The organism is Parasphingorhabdus litoris DSM 22379 (assembly GCF_020906275.1).
Classification (GTDB): domain Bacteria; phylum Pseudomonadota; class Alphaproteobacteria; order Sphingomonadales; family Sphingomonadaceae; genus Parasphingorhabdus; species Parasphingorhabdus litoris.
In genome coordinates, this window is record NZ_CP086727.1 from 194,780 (window position 1) to 214,321 (window position 19,542).

The following is a 19,542-nucleotide window of genomic DNA, read 5'->3' on the forward strand; positions in this document are numbered from 1 at the left end:
TCTATCCTTGCTCTTGCTCCAGCCATGAAACAATCTGCCCGCCGCGTATTTTTACCATCCAGGCCTGTATGATCTGAACCATATGCACAGCAAGCGAGATTAACGTCCACCATGCAACGGCGATCAAGCCGATGTCGGGACGGCCGAAAACCATGGAGATGAACAATAATACCATATTGGGATTGCGTCTTGCGGTAATCAGACGGAACCAGGAATCCATCGGTCGCCAGACATGGATATGCTGGCCAAAGGCGCGGATGAAAATGCCTTCGATAATCCGTTGCAGAACATAGCCGCCCAATATGACTATGAGCGCGAGGCGCAGTTGATCTTCTGGCAGCGCCAGTCCGACTGCGCCCAGACCTATTGCCCAGGCCACCCACCAGAAAGGGGGATGGACGAGATCAAGACCGTGATCGAAAATATTACCCCAGAAGGAGGATGTGATGGTGCAGCGCGCAAGTTTGCCATCAACCGTGTCGAGAACCATGAACACAAAACCTGCCGCCATGCCGGTCCAGAAATAGCCATAGTAGAACAGAAAAGTTGCCGAGACACAGCCAATTGCACCAATGGCAGTGACCATATTGGGGGTCATGCCCAGCCGGGCCGCAAGGCGGGTGAGAACCAATGCGAGTTCCGGCCAAAGATATTTGGTGAGAATATCGGTGACGCCTTTATACGCCCCGAAATAGCTTTCTCGCTCAATATCCTTCACCGTTGCTGGAGTGAGTTCCCGGACAAAAGGTGTTTCCAGTTTGCGCAATGAGGCGTTGTGGATGCGTGGTTTGTCGCGATATTCCCTGACCGTTGCACGGGCGGGTAATTGCCCGGCGGCAAGGGCCTCAGCCTCGCTTTCGTCTGTCAGATGGGCAAGAACTGGGGTGCCGTCGAACGTGATGATCATCCCCGGATTATCATGCACATGCCGGATCCATTGGGGATCAAAAACATAGGTCAGATTGATCCACAAACTGCCGCTGATATCACCCTGTAGTTTTTCGACCAGGCGGCGTCCCCGTTCCGCGTTGGTCATGCCCCATATCAGCGTGTCATTTTCGCCATGCAGCAAAAGAGTCACACCGTTTTTGGTCTGCATATGATGTGTTCCTGTTGTAAATTCATAAGGAGGTGAAGGATTTTTGTCATGAATGCCAGCAATATGACTGCGTTAGCGAAAAATGAGGCATATTAGAATCGAAAAAGTGCCAAACGGTTCAAAACGAACGTCATAGCCACATTATCAAAAATATCAGCATCTGATCTTTCGTTGGTTTTCTATGGTTTAGACAGGGGTTTAGGTAGGATTTTCGGGTTGATTTCAGTCATTGAATTTGGCGAAAAACCGGTTATATCCACTGCACCAGACAAAATTTTAACGCGACACCTATATTATTTCGCCAGGACAAGAGATTATCGATGGCAACTTTTACGCTCCCAAAGAACAGCAAAATTCGCAAGACAGGCGAAGTGCATGAAGCGCTGAGCGGGGGCAAGAGCCGGGCGTTCAAAGTCTATCGTTATGATCCTGATAGCGGCGAAAACCCGCGTTATGACACGTTCAAAATTGATACCGAAGACTGCGGTCCAATGGTGCTCGATGCGCTGATCAAGATGAAGAGCGAACAGGATTCAACTCTGACCTTCCGCCGGTCCTGCCGCGAAGGCATTTGCGGGTCCTGTGCGATGAACATCGACGGTAAAAACGGCCTTGCCTGCACCACCGCGATTGAGGATTGCGGCAAGGAAGTGAAGATCACACCGCTGCCCCACATGGAAGTGATCAAGGACCTGGTTCCCGATTTCACCCATTTCTATGCGCAATATGCGTCGATCCAACCGTGGCTGAAGACGGTGACCCCGACGCCATCCGGTAAAGAGCGGCTCCAGTCTCCTGAAGACCGTGCCAAGCTGGACGGCCTTTATGAGTGCATCCTGTGCGCTTGCTGTCAGACCAGTTGCCCGAGCTATTGGTGGAATAGCGACAAGTTCCTTGGTCCTGCCATTTTGTTGCAGGCCTATCGCTGGCTCGCTGATAGCCGGGATGAAATGACCGGGGAGCGGCTGGACGAGCTGGAAGATCCGTTCCGTCTCTATCGCTGTCATACAATTATGAACTGTGCCAATGCCTGTCCGAAAGGCCTGTCGCCTGCCAAAGCGATTGCCGAGATCAAGAAAATGACAGCGGCACGCGAAGTTTGACAATTGACTGGCGATAAGCTGATGGCTGACGCCGACCCTGAATTTTTCACCAGCGATCCTGATCCGGATCATCCGGGCTGGTATCAATGGAAGTTGAAAGACCCGGAATGCTATAACAGCTTTCTTGGTCCCATGATTGTTCGCCGCGGCGGCGATGGCATTTCCGATAATATCGCCCGCGTCCGGATGTTCCCGGAGCGGCAGCACCGCAATCTGGGCAATGTCGTGCATGGCGGAACGATGATGGGCTTTATTGATTGCGCTTTATTTGCGGCAATGCGGGTGCTGGAAATCGGTCCTTCCGGCTTTGCCGTCACGTTGGAGCTGCAAACCCATTTCATTGGCGCAGCGCGGCTTGGTGAACCGCTGGAAGCGCAGGTTGAGGTGGCGCGTGAAACCGGTCGTTTCCTCTTTCTGCGCGGGCTGGTGGTGCAGGGAGATGGCAGTGAAAACATGGCCTCCTATACGGCCATCGTCAAAAAAGCACCTCAATGACAGGCTTTTATGCGCGCTATCAGGCGTTGATCGCAAATGGGGAATTGAAACCTGACGCGGATCAGGATGCTTGTGCGAAGCGTCTGTCCCAGCTGCAGGAAGAGCTTGAGGCCGTGCCGCCACGGGGCAGCGTGCTATGGCGCATGTTCTCGAAAAAACCAAAGGCTGCCAAGGGCGTTTACATGTGGGGCGGCGTCGGGCGCGGCAAGTCGATGCTCATGGATCTGTTTTACGATAATCTTCAGATCAACCGCAAAAAGCGCGCGCATTTTCATGAGTTCATGCTGGATGTACATGCCCGGCTGAATGAGGAGCGCAAGAAAGAGCAGGGGGATCCGATCCTGCCTGTTGTCGAAGCACTGGCTAGTGAGGCACGCTTCCTCGCCTTTGACGAAATGGTGGTGAACAATAGCGCCGATGCGATGATCATGTCGCGGTTGTTTACCGGACTGGTTGAAGCCGGTGTGACTCTGATCGCAACGTCCAATCGCCCGCCGGTTGATCTTTACAAAGACGGCCTGAACCGGGAGCATTTCCTGCCCTTCATTGATCTGCTGGAGACGCGGCTCGATGTTATCTCGCTCAATGGTCCGACTGACTATCGCCGCGAACGGCTGGGCGGGGTCGACCTGTGGCATGTGCCCAATGGTGATGCCGCGACCAAGGCATTGAGTGAAGCCTTTTTCCGCCTGACCGATTATCCACCGGAAGATCGTGCTCATGTTCCATCGGAGGAGTTACCGGTGCAAGGCGGCCGATCCATGCATGTGCCCAAGGCGTTGAAAGGTGTTGCTGTCTTTTCCTTCAAACGGCTCTGTGCAGAGGCACGGGGTGCGCCGGATTATCTGGCCATCGCGCGGCATTTTCATAGCGTGATCATTGTCGGTATTCCCGTGCTCTCCAAAGAGAATCGCAACGAAGCGGCGCGCTTTGTCACCCTGATCGATGCGCTTTACGAATATCGGGTCAAGCTGCTCGCCAGCGCGGATGCCGAGCCCGATGCGCTATATCCAGAAGGCGATGGATCATTTGAATTTGAACGCACCGCCTCCCGCCTCGTTGAGATGCAGTCCGATGATTATCTCGCGCTTGGTCACGGCGAAGCGGCAGCGGACTGATTTAGAGCAGGCTCAGACTTTCGAGATCCAGCGCCATTTGTGCGGGTCGCTCGGCCATTACGGCAAACATCTCGTCGCCCCTTTCGGTTTGCTCGACATGGATGGAGGCGTTGATGGCCATGATGAAACCGGAGAAAGCGAGGCGGCGATAGTCCTGCCAGAAGGCATCGGCGTCCTGATCCACACCATGGGCGGACAGCTGTGAAAGATAGTCGGCGATCAGATCTTTCTCCACCGCAGCCCGCTCTGCCGGGTCCGCAAAGCTGGTGCCGATCAGATAGGCGATATCGTTTGCACCATTGCCCAATGTTGCGGTTTGCCAGTCGACCAATATGGCGCGCTCACCGCCCTCATCGAACAGGATATTGTCGAGCCGCATGTCACTATGGGTGATGCAGGGATGAGCCGGCTCGGCATCCAGATAGGTGCCGAATTTTGCGATCAGCTCGGATCCCATATCCAATATATCGGTACTCAAACGACCATCAAATCGTTCGCAAAATTGTGGGTAAATGGCAGGAAGGGACTGACGCATATAGTCCCCATTGCCCTGCCCGTGGAGCAGCCAGCTATATTGTTCCAGCGTCCCGGTCTGCGGGCGATAGCTGTGCAGCTTCGCTGCTTCCCTGATCGTTGACTGCACCTGCGTCAGCGTGGCACCGGCCAGCTGGTCGCCCTGACTGGCTGGTGCCATATCCTCCAGCATCAAGACAAATTGGGTTTCATCTTCGCCAATGGCGGCATGATAACAGCCGGGGCAGCCAACACCGGATTTGCCCGCGACATCCCGGTACCAGCCAACTTCCATGTCATAGAGGTGGAAGATGGCGGCGGCTCCGCGGCTGACCGGATCGGCACTCGGGCATTTGGCGACAAAACTGGCGGGATACCGATCTTCCTGCCAGTCACAGGTGAATCGGAAGCTATCGCACACCTGTCCCGTGCCCACCGGTTTGTGAGTCATGGACTGAAGCGATCCCGATGGCGCGCCGAATATCTCCTCCACCCAGCGCGGATCAAATTCCTCGGGGCGGAGCGGGAATGCAGCGCTCATGGTGCGGGGTGGAGCAGGTCGGTGAGCCCGCTCGTCTTATGGGGTCCAACAAAGAGCTGCTCGACAATGCCGATACCTTCATGGCTGCTACCACCACTGGTGAGCACTGCATCGCTGAGCGCCTGAATATGAATATAAAGCATGTCATGGTCCGATACATTGGCCAGATCAATCACATCATAGGCGGTTTCGAGCGGCCCGTGATCCATGCCATGCCCCCATTCTGGGTGCATATAGCCAAGGCCCGACATATAAAAAGTGCGCGTCGCGTCACCGGTGCGCGGCGTAATCGACAAGGCACCATCTGCGGTTTCCAGGCCGATCTGTTTCACCCGACGCGTGCCGCTATGATAGCTTATGTCAATGCTCGGCGGTTCAAATTCCCGCCGCTCGTTATCAATGGCATCGACCACGCCGCGCCGGTTCCATGGCAGGCCTTCGCCATCATCATTGCTGTGAAAGAAACAGGCATGATCTGCGAAATTGAGCGGCGTCCATAGCCACCAGAATTGCGGCAATGTACCAGCTGGTGGTGGCTGTGATTCCGGTGAGCCAACCGGGCGGATGCCCCAGCTGCGATCGCGTGTTCCGCGGTGGGTATCAGGTAAAAGCGCTACCTCCAGGTCGCCGACATGCAATGTCCCGGACCAGCCGCCATTTTGGGTCAGGCGGGTATAGTCCATGAACATACGCGGACCTTCGCGGCGAATGAAGCGTGGTTCCTCAATTGGCAAATGGCGCGCGGTGAAGCGGATATCGGCTGTGATGGGGCAGCCGGTTTCTTTGGCACTCTCCGTAACGATCAGGCGCAGCTCTTGCAAAGGCTCGACAATCTCCAGCGTGATCGGCCCGACGCTAAGGTCCAGCCTTTCGCTGCCCATGCGTTTCGAAGCACGCAAATTATGCTGCTTGCCGTCAATCGACACGCAAAAGGCCGCGTCCATGATATCAAGCTGTGGGTAAACGCCCAGGGCGGCGGCAAAAAATATGCTGCCATCGGCGCTATAGCCATTGAAGAAATAGCGGTCGTAGAAATTCCGGTTATCGCCAGATACCGCCATTGGCTCCGGCGTCTGGTGCAGCGGATAATCGTCACCTCTGGTGAGCATGCTCTCTCTCCCTCGCAGCCGGTTGGTTTGACCCTACCGTTAATTTCGATTGCTGGCACAATGCGCACCAAATTGACAGAGATCAAGGCGCCGTTTGTCAGTTGGTGAAACAGCAATGGTTGGCCGGATTCAACAACGCCATATTGAACAAGAGGAAAAGCCCATGTCCCTGTTTCTGAAAACCATGATATTCCATATTTTCATCGGTGCTACTTTGATGGGTACAGCCATAACGGCACTGCTCGTTATGGGGCAGGGAAACATGATGAGCATTTTGGTGGCTGCCTTGGCTGCCTTTGTGGTGGCCGGACCGATAAGCTGGTTGATTGCAAGGCGATTGCACTGAAAATTGATCTGAAATAGATACCGGGTAACCGCGATTTATTGCTCATTATCGCTACTGCGAACCATTTGCAAAGAAAGCCCGTATATTGGTGCTTTCTGCGGTTGAAATTGCCTGTGGATAAGCCTAATCCGACTCCATATCCTTTTTACGACTCTGATTTCAGGAGAATTTTTCCCATGGCCCGTAACAAAATCGCGCTGATCGGCGCTGGCATGATTGGTGGCACGCTTGCCCATCTCGCTGCTTCCAAGGAAATGGGCGATGTCGTCCTGTTTGATATTGCCGAGGGTATGCCCGCCGGTAAAGCGCTCGACCTCAGCCAGGCCGGGCCAGTTGACGGGTTCGATTCCAACCTGAAAGGCACGAATGATTATGCCGATATTGCGGGCGCGGATGTTATCATCGTGACCGCGGGCGTGCCGCGCAAGCCCGGCATGAGCCGTGATGACCTGCTCGGCATCAACCTGAAAGTCATGAAGGCCGTGGGTGACGGTATCAAGGCCCACGCGCCGGATGCTTTTGTTATCTGCATCACCAACCCGCTTGACGCGATGGTCTGGGCTCTGCGTGAATTTTCCGGACTGCCGCACAATAAAGTGGTCGGCATGGCGGGCGTTCTCGACAGCGCGCGTTTCCGTCACTTCCTTGCTGAAGAATTTGAAGTGTCGGTTGAAGATGTCACCGCCTTCGTTCTCGGCGGCCATGGCGATACGATGGTTCCGGTGCCAGCTTACTCGACAGTTGCCGGTATCCCGATCCCTGATCTCATCAAAATGGGTTGGACCACGCAGGAAAATATCGACGCAATTGTGCAGCGCACCCGCTCTGGCGGCGGCGAGATTGTCGGCCTGCTCGGCAATGGCTCGGCTTATTACGCGCCAGCGACTTCGGCGATCATGATGGCGGAGAGCTATCTCAAGGACAAACGCCGCGTGCTGCCAGCCGCTGCGCATCTCACCGGCCAATATGGTGTAGATGATCTTTACGTCGGCGTGCCGGTGATCATTGGCAAAGACGGTGTCGAGAAAGTCATCGAGATTGAACTGAGCGACGAAGCGCAGGGCAATTTCAATGTGTCGGTCGATGCGGTGAAGGAATTGCTGGAAGCGTGTAAGGGGCTGGATTCGAGTCTGGCTTAACAGGTGTTCTCCAACACGCTCCTCTTTTTCGCTGCACCCATAATGATGGTGACAGAAAACTCTGCTGCAACTGCAAGCCCTTCTGCTTTGTTTGAGTCATTTGCCAATGTTTGCCTTTTCAATCTTGGGAACGCTGTTTCGCAGGCTGATTCAGCTAAAAGCCAAGGCTGGAAATTAGTGGACGAGCAAATAAATGATGATGAAATTCTGCTTAAGTTTGAGGAGCTCAACGTCGATATTTTACTCGACACATCCAAGACCTGTGCGATCACGTCCAAAGTCGACGAAAAATTGAACTTCGCGACTTTTACCGGCGGTATAAGCAAAAATTTGGGCGGCAGTCCGCCCAACGAAGTGATTGGGTCAGATACTGCATATTGGCTGATCGAGCCTGAAGAGCAAAATGAGACCTTTGCGATTTCGCTGATGGTTTCGGCGAAAACCGATGCCAACTTAGCAACATTAATGATTTCCAAGCCCTGAGGTAAAATACATGAGCATCTTAATCGACAAAAACACCAAAGTTATCACGCAAGGCATGACCGGGAATACCGGGACATTCCACACCGAACAGGCGCTGGCTTATGGCACGCAAATGGTTGCGGGCGTCACGCCGGGCAAGGGCGGAACAACCCATATCGGGCTTCCCAATTATGACACGGTAGCCGAAGCCAAGGACGCAACCGGTGCGACTGCCTCTGTGGTTTATGTGCCGCCGCCATTTGCCGCGGACTCCATCCTCGAAGCGATTGATGCCGAGATTGAACTGATCGTTGCGATTACCGAAGGTGTTCCAGTGCTCGACATGGTGCGGGTGAAGCGGGCGCTGCAAGGCTCCAAGTCGCGACTTATCGGTCCGAACTGCCCCGGCGTTTTGACTCCTGATGAATGCAAGATCGGCATCATGCCCGGCAGCATTTTCAAAAAAGGCTCGGTCGGCGTGGTTTCGCGTTCCGGTACGCTCACCTATGAAGCCGTGCATCAGACCACAGCGGTTGGCCTTGGCCAGACCACAGCAGTCGGCATTGGCGGTGATCCGGTCAACGGCACCAACTTTATCGACGTGCTGGAGCTGTTCCTCGCCGATGACGACACCAAGTCGATCATCATGATCGGCGAAATTGGCGGCAGCGCGGAAGAAGAAGCGGCGCAGTTTATTGCGGACGAAGCCAAGAAGGGCCGCAGCAAACCGATGGTTGGCTTTATTGCCGGTCTCACAGCGCCTCCGGGCCGCCGCATGGGCCATGCGGGCGCAATTGTCTCCGGCGGCCAGGGCGGCGCGGAAGACAAGATCGCGGCGATGGAAGCGGCCGGCATTCGCGTGTCACCGTCCCCAAGCGAACTGGGCACCACGCTCGACGCAATGCTGAAAGAAACGGTCTAGAGAAAAGCTCGTGCCCCTGCGCAGGCAGGGGCCCATCTCCTAGTGTTGCGACTAGAGTGAAACAGTGGAGATGGATCCCTGCCTGCGCAGGGATACAGCAACGAAAGGGAAGCGATGAAACCCGGCGCTGTCTATTTTATGGCAAACCGGAAAAATGGAGCGATTTATACCGGTGTAACAAGCGATTTGATCAAACGCGTTTACCAGCATCGAAATGGATTGGTAGATGGATTCACAAAAGATCACGATTGTAAGAAACTGGTTTGGTTTGAAATGTTTGACGATCTGGAAGAAGCGCGCAGGCGGGAAGTTCAGATCAAGAAATGGAAGCGGCATTGGAAGATAAAGCGGATCGAAGAGCATAATCCAGATTGGGACGATCTTTGGTTTGATATTGTGAAGTGATTTGGCGTGTTGAGTTTGGATTTTATGGCGGGAGATGGGCCGTGAAACGAGTCACCTGCCTCGTTTCACCCTGCGCAGGGGCACTGGAGTTTTGACTATGGGCTTTGAAAATCAGGAATTTGGTGTCGGCTCCGAAAAGGAAGCAGGACCCAGCTGGCAAAAGAAACATTGGCCGATTGATGACGCCGATGAGCTGAACAGCGCGCTCGATCCCACGCAAATGGGGATAGAGATCAAGGCGGCTGCGGCGAAATCCGGCAAGTCCATGTCCGATGCCGAAGTGGCTTTGGCAGCGGAGAAATCCATCCGCGCGATGATGCTGATCCGTACCTATCGCGTGCGCGGACATCTCGGTGCCAATCTCGATCCACTTGGCCTGTCCAAGCTGGAGGAACCCGCTGACCTGACCCCCGAATTTCATGGCTTCAAGGCAGATGAGCTCGACAAGCCCGTCTATCTGGGCGGCGTATTGGGTTTTGAGACCGCGTCGATCAAGGAGATCGAAGCTGTGCTGCGCGCCAATTATTGCGGCTCGGTTGGCCTTGAATATATGCATATTGCCGACACGGTGGAGCGGCGCTTCCTGCAGGACCGGATGGAGGGCAAGGACGCCGCGATCCAGTTTACGCCGGAAGGCAAGAAGGCGATCCTCAACAAGGTGATTGAGGGCGAGGAATATGAAAATTTCCTCGGCAAGAAATATGTCGGGACCAAGCGTTTCGGCCTCGACGGCGGTGAAGCGATGCTGCCGGCGCTGGAAAATGTCATCAAATATGGCGGCCAGTCGGGCGTACGCGATATTGTCTATGGCATGGCCCATCGCGGGCGGCTGAACATCTTGGCCAATGTGATGGCCAAGCCTTACAAGGTCATCTTTCACGAATTCCACGGCGGCTCGGCCAACCCCGATGAAGTGGGTGGCTCTGGCGATGTGAAATATCACTTGGGTACCTCCACCGACCGCGAATTTGATGGCATCAATGTGCATATGAGCCTTGTGCCCAATCCATCGCATCTCGAAGCGGTGGATCCGGTGGTGCTCGGCAAGGTCCGCGCGCAGCAAGTGGCGCGTGATGACCTGACCAAGCATGAGCAGGTCTTGCCCGTGCTGATCCACGGCGATGCGGCCTTCGCGGGGCAAGGGATTGTCTGGGAATGTCTCGGCTTCTCCGGCATTCGCGGTTATAATACCGGCGGCTGCATCCATTTCGTGATCAACAACCAGATCGGTTTCACCACCAGCCCGCAATTTGCCCGCAGTTCGCCTTATCCAAGCGACGTGGCGAAAGGCGTGCAGGCACCGATTTTTCATGTGAACGGCGATGATCCGGAAGCGGTGACCTTTGCCTGCAAAATCGCAATCGAATTTCGCCAGCGCTTTGGCCGCGATATCGTCATCGACATGTGGTGCTATCGCCGCTTCGGCCATAATGAAGGCGATGAACCCAGTTTCACGCAGCCGATCATGTATGCGGCGATCAAAAAGCACCCAAAGGTCAGCAAGCTCTATGAGCAGCGACTGATCGAGGAAGGTGTGATCGATGCGAACTGGGGAACCAATACCCGAAAGGCCTTTGCCGACCATCTCGAAGGCGAATTCAAGGCGGCGGATGATTATGAGCCAGATAAGGCCGACTGGTTTGGTGGCCGCTGGCAGGGGCTTCATGTTCCCGCTGACCCTGAAACCGCGCGCCGCAATGTCGAAACAGCCATTGATGCCAAATTGTTCGAGAGCCTGGGACGCACGCTGACCACCGTTCCCGAAGGGCACAAGATCCACAAAACCCTTGGCCGTGTACTCGATGCGAAGGCGAAGATGTTCCAGTCCGGCGAAAATTTCGATTGGGCGACCGGCGAAGCGCTGGCGTTCGGATCGCTGGTTGCCGAAGGCTATAATGTCCGCCTGTCCGGTCAGGATAGCGGGCGCGGCACCTTCTCTCAGCGGCATGCCGTCTGGGTCGATCAGGACAATGAAGAAAAATATGTGCCTTTGAGCACCGTGCCGCATGGCCGGTTCGAAGTGCTCGACAGCCCGCTGTCCGAATATGGCGTGCTCGGCTTTGAATATGGCTATGCCGGGGCCGACCCGAAAACACTGGTGCTGTGGGAAGCGCAATTTGGTGATTTCGCCAACGGCGCGCAGATCATGATTGATCAGTTCATCGCATCCGGCGAAGCCAAATGGCTGCGCGCCAATGGGCTCGTCATGCTCTTGCCGCATGGCTATGAAGGGCAGGGCCCTGAGCATAGCAGCGCGCGGCTCGAACGCTTCCTGCAACTTTGCGCTCAGGACAATATCCAGGTCGCGAATATCACCACACCGGCCAATTATTTCCACGTATTGCGCCGCCAGATGCTACGCAGTTTCCGCAAGCCTTTGGTCATCATGACGCCCAAGTCGCTGCTGCGCCACAAGATGGCCGTGTCGAGCGCCGAGGAGTTTCAGGGCGATCATCATTTCATGCGGATCAAGTCGGATACCAATCCGCCCGCGGACAAGGATATCAAGCGGCTCGTATTGTGCTCAGGTAAGGTTGCCTATGACCTGATCGAAGCGCGCGATGCGGCGAAGGATAAAAACACCTCGATTGTCCGGATTGAGCAGCTCTATCCCTTCCCGGCGGAACCCCTCGTGGTGCGTCTAAAGCGGATGAAAAATCTCGAGACTCTGGTTTGGGCACAGGAAGAGCCGAAGAATAACGGCAGCTGGGATTTTGTCCGCCCCTATCTGGAGGATTGTCTGGAACAGGCGAAAGTCGGGCCGACTGATCCTGTCTATGCGGGTCGTGTGGCATCTGCCTCGCCCGCTACAGGATTGGCTTCGCGGCATAAAGAGCAGCAGGAAAAGCTGGTTGCCGAAGCCTTGGGCCATCCGGTAAAAAAGTGATTATGTGCGGAAAGTTCCGCCGATGAAAGTGAGCATAAGACTATGGCAACAGATGTAAAAGTCCCCGTATTGGGCGAATCGATTACCGAAGCGACCTTGGGTGAATGGCTCAAACAGCCGGGTGACGCGGTCGATGCAGATGAGCCGATTGCGAGCCTGGAAACGGACAAGGTGGCTCTGGAAGTGCCGGCGCCCGAAGCGGGAACGCTGGGCGAGCATCTTGTCGCAGTGGGCGACACGGTGGAAGTCGGCGCGATTATCGCGAAGATTGAAGCGGGTAGTGGAGCCGCGTCATCGGCAGCGAAAGCCGCCCCGGCACCGGCTCCAGCAGCAGCCAAGGCAGAGCCAGCGGCGGATGAAGACCCCGCATCGTCGATCACATTGTCCCCGGCGGTCCGCCGTCTGGTGCTTGAGCATGGCGTTGATCCCAGCAAGATTAAAGGCACCGGCAAAGATGGCCGCCTGACCAAAGATGATGTCGAGCAATATGTGAAAACCGGTGCTGAGGCGCCGTTGGTTGAGAAGGGCACGGCAAAAGGCGCCGAGGTTCCTACCACCACACCAGCAGCTGGCGGCACCCGTAATGAAGAGCGCGTGCGGATGACCCGCCTGCGCCAGACGGTCGCCAAACGCCTGAAAGAAGCGCAGGATACCGCTGCTCTGCTGACGACGTTCAACGATGTCGACATGACCGCCGTGATGGAAACCCGCAGCAAATATAAAGAGCTGTTCGCGAAGAAACATGGCGTGAAGCTGGGCTTCATGGGTTTCTTTGCGAAGGCCGCTTGTCTCGCATTGAAAGATGTACCGTCGGTCAACGCCCAGATTGATGGCGATGAAATAGTCTATCACGATTATGTCGATATCTCGGTCGCGGTGAGCGCGCCCAATGGCCTGGTTGTCCCTGTCATCCGCAATGCCGAGACAATGAGCTTTGCCGATGTCGAGAACACAATCGGCGATTTCGGTAAGCGCGCCAAGGACGGCACGCTGACCATGGCGGATATGAAAGGCGGCACGTTCACGATTTCGAACGGCGGTGTGTTCGGCTCGCTGATGTCGACTCCGATTATCAACCCGCCGCAATCCGCTGTGCTTGGTTTGCACCGGATTGAACAGCGTCCGGTGGTAATGCCAGACGGATCCATTGAAGCGCGTCCTATGATGTATCTGGCGCTGAGCTATGATCACCGTCTGATCGATGGCCGTGAAGCGGTGACCTTCCTGGTGCGGATCAAGGAAGCGATTGAAGATCCGACCCGGCTTTTGATTGATTTGTAATCTAGGTAATAACCCTAACTCGTCATGTTGAAACTGTTTCAGCATCTCCCGAGATCCCGAAACAACTTTGGGATGACGAACCAAGAGGCAGAATATGGCTAACAGTGAATATGACTATGACGTATTGGTAATCGGCTCCGGCCCGGGCGGCTATGTCGCCGCTATCCGTGCTGCGCAGCTTGGCCTCAAAACCGCATGTGTGGAGAGCCGCGAGACACTGGGCGGTACCTGTCTCAACGTCGGGTGCATCCCGTCCAAGGCGATGCTGCACGCGTCGGAGCTTTATCACGAGGCCCATTCGGGTGCGCTGGAGAAGTTCGGTATCAAGCTGACCGGCGCGAAACTGGATCTCAAACAGATGCACGCAGAAAAATCCAAAGCGGTGGAAGAGCTGACCGGCGGTATCGAATTTCTGTTCAAGAAGAACAAGGTCGAATGGCTCAAAGGGCGCGGCGCGTTTGAAAGCGCGAAGAGCGTGAAGGTTGGCAATAAGACGGTCACCGCGAAAAACGTCATCATCGCGACGGGGTCTTCGGTTACCCCGCTGCCTGGCGTGGACATTGACAATAGCAAGCATGTCGTCGTCGACAGCACCGGTGCGCTCGAACTGCCGAAAGTACCCAACCATATGGTCGTCATTGGCGGCGGCGTGATCGGGCTAGAGCTGGGCAGCGTCTGGCTGCGTCTCGGCGCCAAGGTCACGGTTGTTGAGTATCTCGACAAGATCCTGCCCGGCATGGATGGCGATATTCGCAAAGACGCCGCGCGCATTTTCAAGAAACAGGGCTTTGACATCAAGACCGGCACAAAGGTGACCGGCTGCACCGTGAAAGGCAAAAAGGCGACCCTGACCGTGGAACCGGCCAAGGGCGGTGATGCCGAAACGATCGAAGCGGATGCGGTTCTGGTGGCGATTGGTCGTCGGCCCAATACCGATGGCCTCGCGCTCGATAAGGCAGGGCTGGAAACTAACAAACATGGCCAGATTGAAGTCGGTCATGATTTCCAGACTTCGGTCAAAGGCGTCTACGCCATTGGCGATGTCACCCCCGGACCGATGCTCGCGCATAAGGCCGAGGATGAAGGCATTGCAGCAGCAGAATTTGTCGCGGGTCAGCAGGGCATCGTGAACCATGATTTGATCCCCGGCGTGGTCTATACCTATCCGGAAATTGCCAGCATTGGTAAGACCGAGGAAGAGGTCAAGGAAAGCGGCGTCGCTTACAAAGTCGGCAAATTCCCGTTCGCAGGCAATAGCCGCGCGAAGACCAATCGCGATACCGATGGCTATGTAAAGGTCATCGCGGATGCGGAAACCGACCGCGTTCTGGGCGCGCATATCATTTCATCGCTGGCTGGAACCTTGGTTGCACAGGTGACGCAGGCAATGGAATTTGGCACGACCAGCGAGGATATCGCCTATACCTGCCACGCGCATCCGACGCACAGCGAAGCGGTAAAAGAGGCAGCGATGGCGGTGCAAGGCAAACCCATCCACATGTGATTTGACGGCACCAATATTATCGGCGCATATGCTGTAGCGGAGAGAGAAAATATGACGATCCCTTCCCTTACAGATCAGCCTGGTGCCATAGCCGTGGCAGCCGATATCGCGGCAGGAAAATTAACGGCAGTCGAAGCGGCAGAGGCTGCGATCAACCGCATTGAAGAACGGGATGGTCCGATAAATGCGGTTGTGGTGCGGGATTTTGAGCGTGCCCGGCAAGCCGCTCGCGATGCCGATGCGCGGCTCGCAAAAGGTGACCAAAGCCCTTTGCTGGGCGTTCCGATGACGGTCAAGGAAAGCTTTAACATTGCCGGGCTGCCAACCAGCTGGGGCATGGAAGCGGCCGCAGGCAATATTGCCGATACAGATGCCATGGTGGTCCAGCGCCTCAAAGCCGCCGGCGCGGTCATCCTTGGGAAAACCAACGTGCCACCCATGCTGGCAGATATGTTTTCCGAAAATCCTATCTATGGACGTACCAGCAACCCCCATGATTTGGGCCGCTCGCCCGGCGGGTCATCCGGTGGCGGTGCCGCTGCTGTGGCCAGCGGGATGGTGGCAGTGGAATATGGTTCGGACATTGGCGGTTCAATCCGCGTTCCGGCCCATTATTGCGGCATCTGGGGGCACAAGCCGACTTATGGTGTGGTTGGCGGCGAAGGCCATTTCATGCCGGGTTTCCAAGAGGGCGCCTTTCGGCCGCTTTCCGTGGTCGGACCGTTGGCCCGCAATGCTGATGATCTGGAGCTGCTATTCGAACTGACATTGGACCGGCCCTTACCCAAGCAATCGAAACCCTTGGGCGGTACGCGCATATTATTGCTCACAGACCATCCTTGCGTAACCATGGGGGAGGGGATGCGGCAGTGCATGGAAGATGTCGTCGCCCGCCTGGAGGATGGGGGGGGTGAGGTGGCGCGCTCCACCATATTGCTGCCGGATCTGGAGCAGCAGCATCGCGATTATCTGCATATGCTCAACGTCATTATGACAGCTGGAGCGCCGCGGCCCGATGGCACTGTTGTGACGGCGGCCGATTGGTTCGGTCTGCTGGATGCACAGGCCCGCAACCAGCGGCGTTGGCGGGATGTATTTGCGGAATATGATTATGTGATCGCTCCGCCATCCAGCATGCCGGCCTTCCCCCATGATACCCGGCCGATGAAGGATCGGACGCTGTCGATCAACGGCGTAGATCATCCCGCTGCTGAGCAATTGGCATGGTCTGGATTGGTCACATTTCCGGGATTGCCGGCGACGGTTCTGCCCATCGGGCAAGTCGATGGCCTGCCGGTCGGAATGCAGGTCATTGCCGATCGCTATCAGGATCATAGCACTATAGCCGGCGCGCGTCAGATCGGCGCGCTGCTAGCCAGCGAATAGCCGATGCACAAAAATTTCTATCGCTGGCATATCTGGCTCGGCTGGCTGATCGGGGTGCCGATCATATTATGGACCGCCTCTGGTCTGTTGATGGTGTCGCAGCCGATTGAAACGGTGCGCGGCAATCATTTGCGCAGCGAGCAGCCAGCGCTTGATCCGATCATGCCCGTGGCTCCCATCTTGGAAGGGCGGCAAGCCCAGGACCTGAAGCTGCAGCAAAATGCACAAGGCCCCTTTTGGGTGATCAGCTATGCCGATGGCGGCAAAAGGCGGGCCGATGCCGCGACCGGAAAATTGCTACCGCCTATCGCCGCCGCCGATGCTAGTGCGCTGGCCATCGCGGCGCGTTCCGATGATAGCGCGATCAAATCGGTAAAGCGTTTCGCGGCGGATGCGGCGCCCTCTGATTTGCGGCGCGATCGCCCATCATGGCAGGTCATTTTTGAGGATGACGCGCGTTTCTATATCGATGCGGATACCGGCGAATTGCTTGCGGTCCGTACACAATTCTGGCGGGTTTTTGACTTCATGTGGGGTCTACACATCATGGATCTGCAGACCCGCGAAGATACCAGTCACCCGATCCTGATTGGTTCGGCGGCGCTGGCGTTATTCGGTTCGATCCTGGGTTTCGTGCTGCTGTTCACGCGGCGTTCGCGCAAAAGACGGAAAGGCGATTGAACAGCGCGGTCCTCTATGACGCGCTGGGCTGGCTTGACCTGTTCGGGATTGCGGTGTTCGCGATATCGGGAGCCCTGGTCGCGGCGCGCAATGGGCAGACTTTGATTACCTTTGCGTTTTTTGCACTGGTTACCGGTGTCGGCGGGGGGACTGTGCGGGACCTTCTCATCGGTGCGCCGGTTTTCTGGGTACAGGATAGCCGCGTGCCGATCCTGTGCCTGGCTATAGCGCTGATTGTGTGGATTACGCCGGTGCGAATCTGGCGTCCGGCAGCCGTAGACTGGTTTGATGCCATTGGTCTGGCGGCTTATTCCGTCTTTGGTGCGGCGAAGGCGATGCAGCTCGGTATCGATCCGGTGCCCGCTGCCATCATGGGTATCATCACCGCCAGTGTGGGCGGGGTGATCCGCGACCTGGTTGCTGGTGAACCATCAATCATAATTCGGCCGGAGCTTTATGTGACGGCTGGCGCCTTGTCGGCCTTCGCCTTTGTCGGATTGGTACAGACCGGGATGACGGGTATCGCCGCGGCGCTCATAGCCTTTGTTGCTGGCTTTGCGCTCCGCGCGTTGGCAATTGTGAAAGGCCTGTCTTTGCCGTCCTATCGCGGTGCTGAAGACAGCGAATAGCTTCTGAGCAAGTCGAACAGATCGGGCATGGCTTTGATTTGAGCCGGACTGCCTAGCCCGCCACATTCCAGACAGAGCGCCTGCACATCTTCCCGTGCCATCAATCCGCGCGCGGTGTTCAGCGCTTCGGCAAAGGTCGCTTTTTGTTGCCGTGCGACCCAGCCAACCATACCGGTCACTGGTGCCTGCTCAGTCTCGCCAAAAGGCGTCCCGCCAAGCGGTAGCCATTTGAAGGTCGGTGTCGCCTCGAGATATTTCGCGTGATAGTCGCCTTCTTCCAGTCCAGCCCGCTTTGCAGCCTCGGCGAGTGCTTCCTTCATGCCGCCAAAGCTATCGACCAGCCCCAGTTGCCGGGCGGTGCCGCCATCCCAGACGCGACCTTGGCCAATTGTGTCGATTTCGGCATTGGTTTTGCCGCGCGCCTTTCCGACCAGGCTGAGGAAATCTTCATAGCTATGTTCGACGCCCGATTGCAGGACGGTGTTCAGGTCTTCGCTAAACCCGCCAACAAAATCCGGTTCGCCAGACAGGGGCGTGGTTTGCACGCCATCGGCGGTTACACCCCATTTACCCAAGGCTTTTTCAAAACTAGGCAGGACCGCAAAGACACCGATAGAGCCGGTAATCGTATCCGGCTCGGCCATGATATGATCGCCCGCTGCGGCAATCCAATAGCCGCCGCTGGCCGCAACATCGCCCATGGAAATGACAATCGGGATTTCGGCTTTTTTGATGTCAGCAAGGGCCAGACGGATTTCTTCGCTGGCAAACGCGGAACCACCAGGGGAATTGACCCGCACAACCAGCGCCTTGATCTGCTTTTCTTCAAGGGCCTTATAAATTTGTTCGGAAATCCGCTCGCTGGCGGCAATGCCGGGCCCAGCCTTGCCGCCGACAATTTCTCCCGCGACGGTGATAACACCGATCGCGCTGCCACTGCTGCCCTCGGGATTGGCGGCGACAAAATTGTCATAGTCTATGCTTTTGAAAGTATCGGGCGAAGGCGTAGTATCTTCGCCCACCTTGGTCGCGACATAGCGACCAAAGGCCACCCGGTCGCCAATCTTGTCGACCAATTTTTGCTCGGTCGCAATCTTGGTATAGTCACCGCCAGCGGTCTTGATGAAGGTCGCCGGATCTTTGGCATAGGGTTCAATGACTGCCTGTGGCCGTGCTTTTTTGATTTCTGCCAGCCAGCTATCCCAGAGCACGGAATAAAGTGCGGCGGACGCTTCCTTGGCCTCAGGCGATTGATCGGCGCGCATATAGGGCTCGACCGCGCTTTTATAGGTACCGACGCGATAGATATTGGCGGTGATGCCAAGCTGATCGATCAAATTCTTGTAATAGAGCCGGTTGCCACCGGGGCCAGCAAAGACAATCCCGCCCATCGAATCCATCCATATTTCATCGGCATGGGCCGCGAGCTGATAGCTGTCGTCGCTATAGAAATTGGCATAGGCATAGATCGGTTTTTCCGCCTGTTTGACCTGCGCCAGCGCTTCGCCCACGGCATTAAGACTGGTCTGTCCGGCACCCATGAACGTGCTGAGATCCAGGACCACGGCTTTGACGCGGTCATCCTCGGCCGCAGCGTCAATCGCGCGGACCACATCGCGCAGACGATATTCGCGAACCGTGTTCTCATTATTGGTGAACATCGCGGTGAAATCCTGCTGTGCAGGTTGTTCGACAATGACACCGTTGAAGTCGAGGAGCAGGGCGCCTTCGCTGATAGATGCGACATTGGGCCGGGCTGAAAGAGCGGCATAAAGCACAGCAAAAAACAGCAACATGGCGATCAAGACCAACGCGTCTTTAATCGCGACCAGAAATTTCCAAGCGGCACGGGCAAACTGCATTGTCGTCATTCTCCACAAAAAAGGCGGCTGATCATCGCTGATCGCCGCCTTTTATATGGT

18 protein-coding genes are annotated in these 19,542 nt (G+C 56.0%); 14 read left to right on the forward strand and 4 right to left on the reverse strand.

Going from position 1 to position 19,542, the window contains the following annotated elements; genetic code table 11:
* Position 1: 1 nt before the first annotated feature.
* The gene (locus BS29_RS01010; RefSeq protein ID WP_229955143.1) at positions 2-1,099 is read right to left on the reverse strand and encodes a CDP-alcohol phosphatidyltransferase family protein; all 1,098 of its coding nucleotides are present in this window, start codon (positions 1,097-1,099) and stop codon (positions 2-4) included.
* Positions 1,100-1,419: 320 nt separating this feature from the next.
* Here BS29_RS01010 and BS29_RS01015 point away from each other — a divergent pair, with 320 nt between their 5' ends.
* From BS29_RS01015 to zapE, 3 genes are read left to right on the forward strand one after another with little or no spacing between them, the layout of a single operon-like run.
* On the forward strand, positions 1,420-2,202 hold the full coding sequence (locus BS29_RS01015) for a succinate dehydrogenase iron-sulfur subunit (protein WP_229955145.1): 783 nt from the start codon (positions 1,420-1,422) through the stop codon (positions 2,200-2,202).
* Positions 2,203-2,223: 21 nt separating this feature from the next.
* Positions 2,224-2,697 (forward strand): PaaI family thioesterase, encoded by a 474-nt coding sequence (locus BS29_RS01020; RefSeq protein ID WP_229955147.1) that lies wholly within the window; start codon positions 2,224-2,226, stop codon positions 2,695-2,697.
* Positions 2,694-3,815 (forward strand): cell division protein ZapE, encoded by a 1,122-nt coding sequence (zapE, locus tag BS29_RS01025; protein ID WP_229955149.1) that lies wholly within the window; start codon positions 2,694-2,696, stop codon positions 3,813-3,815. Before BS29_RS01020 ends, zapE begins: the two co-directional genes overlap by 4 nt.
* A gap of 1 nt (position 3,816) precedes the next feature.
* On the opposite strand, the gene BS29_RS01030 is transcribed toward zapE, so the two are convergent.
* Positions 3,817-4,869 carry an ecdysteroid 22-kinase family protein gene (locus BS29_RS01030; protein WP_229955151.1) on the reverse strand — a complete coding sequence of 351 codons (1,053 nt, stop codon included), beginning with the start codon at positions 4,867-4,869 and terminating at the stop codon, positions 3,817-3,819.
* The gene (locus BS29_RS01035) at positions 4,866-5,978 is read right to left on the reverse strand and encodes a hypothetical protein (protein WP_229955152.1); all 1,113 of its coding nucleotides are present in this window, start codon (positions 5,976-5,978) and stop codon (positions 4,866-4,868) included. Before BS29_RS01035 ends, BS29_RS01030 begins: the two co-directional genes overlap by 4 nt.
* A 163-nt stretch (positions 5,979-6,141) precedes the next feature.
* On the opposite strand from BS29_RS01035, the gene BS29_RS01040 reads away from it, so the two are divergent.
* The 11 genes from BS29_RS01040 to BS29_RS01090 all read left to right on the forward strand — a co-directional run bounded on the left by BS29_RS01040 (position 6,142) and on the right by BS29_RS01090 (position 17,620).
* Positions 6,142-6,324, forward strand: coding sequence for a hypothetical protein (locus BS29_RS01040; RefSeq protein WP_229955158.1), 183 nt, complete (start codon positions 6,142-6,144; stop codon positions 6,322-6,324).
* Positions 6,325-6,500: 176 nt separating this feature from the next.
* The gene (gene mdh, locus BS29_RS01045; protein ID WP_229955159.1) at positions 6,501-7,463 is read left to right on the forward strand and encodes a malate dehydrogenase; all 963 of its coding nucleotides are present in this window, start codon (positions 6,501-6,503) and stop codon (positions 7,461-7,463) included.
* 42 nt (positions 7,464-7,505) lie between these two features.
* Complete coding sequence (locus BS29_RS01050; RefSeq protein ID WP_229955160.1) at positions 7,506-7,946, forward strand: hypothetical protein; 441 nt, start codon at positions 7,506-7,508, stop codon at positions 7,944-7,946.
* 10 nt (positions 7,947-7,956) lie between these two features.
* A complete protein-coding gene (gene sucD / locus BS29_RS01055) occupies positions 7,957-8,847 on the forward strand; it encodes a succinate--CoA ligase subunit alpha (RefSeq protein ID WP_207986729.1) in 891 nt (296 codons plus the stop codon).
* Between the two features lie 114 nt (positions 8,848-8,961).
* The gene (locus BS29_RS01060; RefSeq protein ID WP_229955162.1) at positions 8,962-9,252 is read left to right on the forward strand and encodes a GIY-YIG nuclease family protein; all 291 of its coding nucleotides are present in this window, start codon (positions 8,962-8,964) and stop codon (positions 9,250-9,252) included.
* Between the two features lie 97 nt (positions 9,253-9,349).
* The gene (locus BS29_RS01065; RefSeq protein ID WP_229955164.1) at positions 9,350-12,139 is read left to right on the forward strand and encodes a 2-oxoglutarate dehydrogenase E1 component; all 2,790 of its coding nucleotides are present in this window, start codon (positions 9,350-9,352) and stop codon (positions 12,137-12,139) included.
* A gap of 42 nt (positions 12,140-12,181) precedes the next feature.
* On the forward strand, positions 12,182-13,420 hold the full coding sequence (gene odhB, locus BS29_RS01070; RefSeq protein ID WP_229955167.1) for a 2-oxoglutarate dehydrogenase complex dihydrolipoyllysine-residue succinyltransferase: 1,239 nt from the start codon (positions 12,182-12,184) through the stop codon (positions 13,418-13,420).
* 94 nt (positions 13,421-13,514) lie between these two features.
* Positions 13,515-14,924 (forward strand): dihydrolipoyl dehydrogenase, encoded by a 1,410-nt coding sequence (gene lpdA, locus BS29_RS01075; RefSeq protein WP_229955168.1) that lies wholly within the window; start codon positions 13,515-13,517, stop codon positions 14,922-14,924.
* A gap of 51 nt (positions 14,925-14,975) precedes the next feature.
* On the forward strand, positions 14,976-16,310 hold the full coding sequence (locus tag BS29_RS01080; RefSeq protein WP_229955170.1) for an amidase family protein: 1,335 nt from the start codon (positions 14,976-14,978) through the stop codon (positions 16,308-16,310).
* A 3-nt stretch (positions 16,311-16,313) separates the two neighbouring features.
* Positions 16,314-16,991: a PepSY domain-containing protein gene (locus BS29_RS01085; RefSeq protein WP_229955172.1), complete on the forward strand. Its 678-nt coding sequence runs from the start codon at positions 16,314-16,316 to the stop codon at positions 16,989-16,991.
* Entirely contained in the window at positions 16,988-17,620 is a 633-nt protein-coding gene (locus BS29_RS01090; RefSeq protein WP_229955174.1) for a trimeric intracellular cation channel family protein, read from the forward strand. Before BS29_RS01085 ends, BS29_RS01090 begins: the two co-directional genes overlap by 4 nt.
* On the opposite strand, the gene sppA is transcribed toward BS29_RS01090, so the two are convergent.
* Entirely contained in the window at positions 17,593-19,491 is a 1,899-nt protein-coding gene (gene sppA, locus BS29_RS01095) for a signal peptide peptidase SppA (RefSeq protein WP_229955181.1), read from the reverse strand. The two genes, BS29_RS01090 and sppA, sit on opposite strands and share 28 nt — an antisense overlap.
* Positions 19,492-19,542 lie beyond the last annotated feature (51 nt).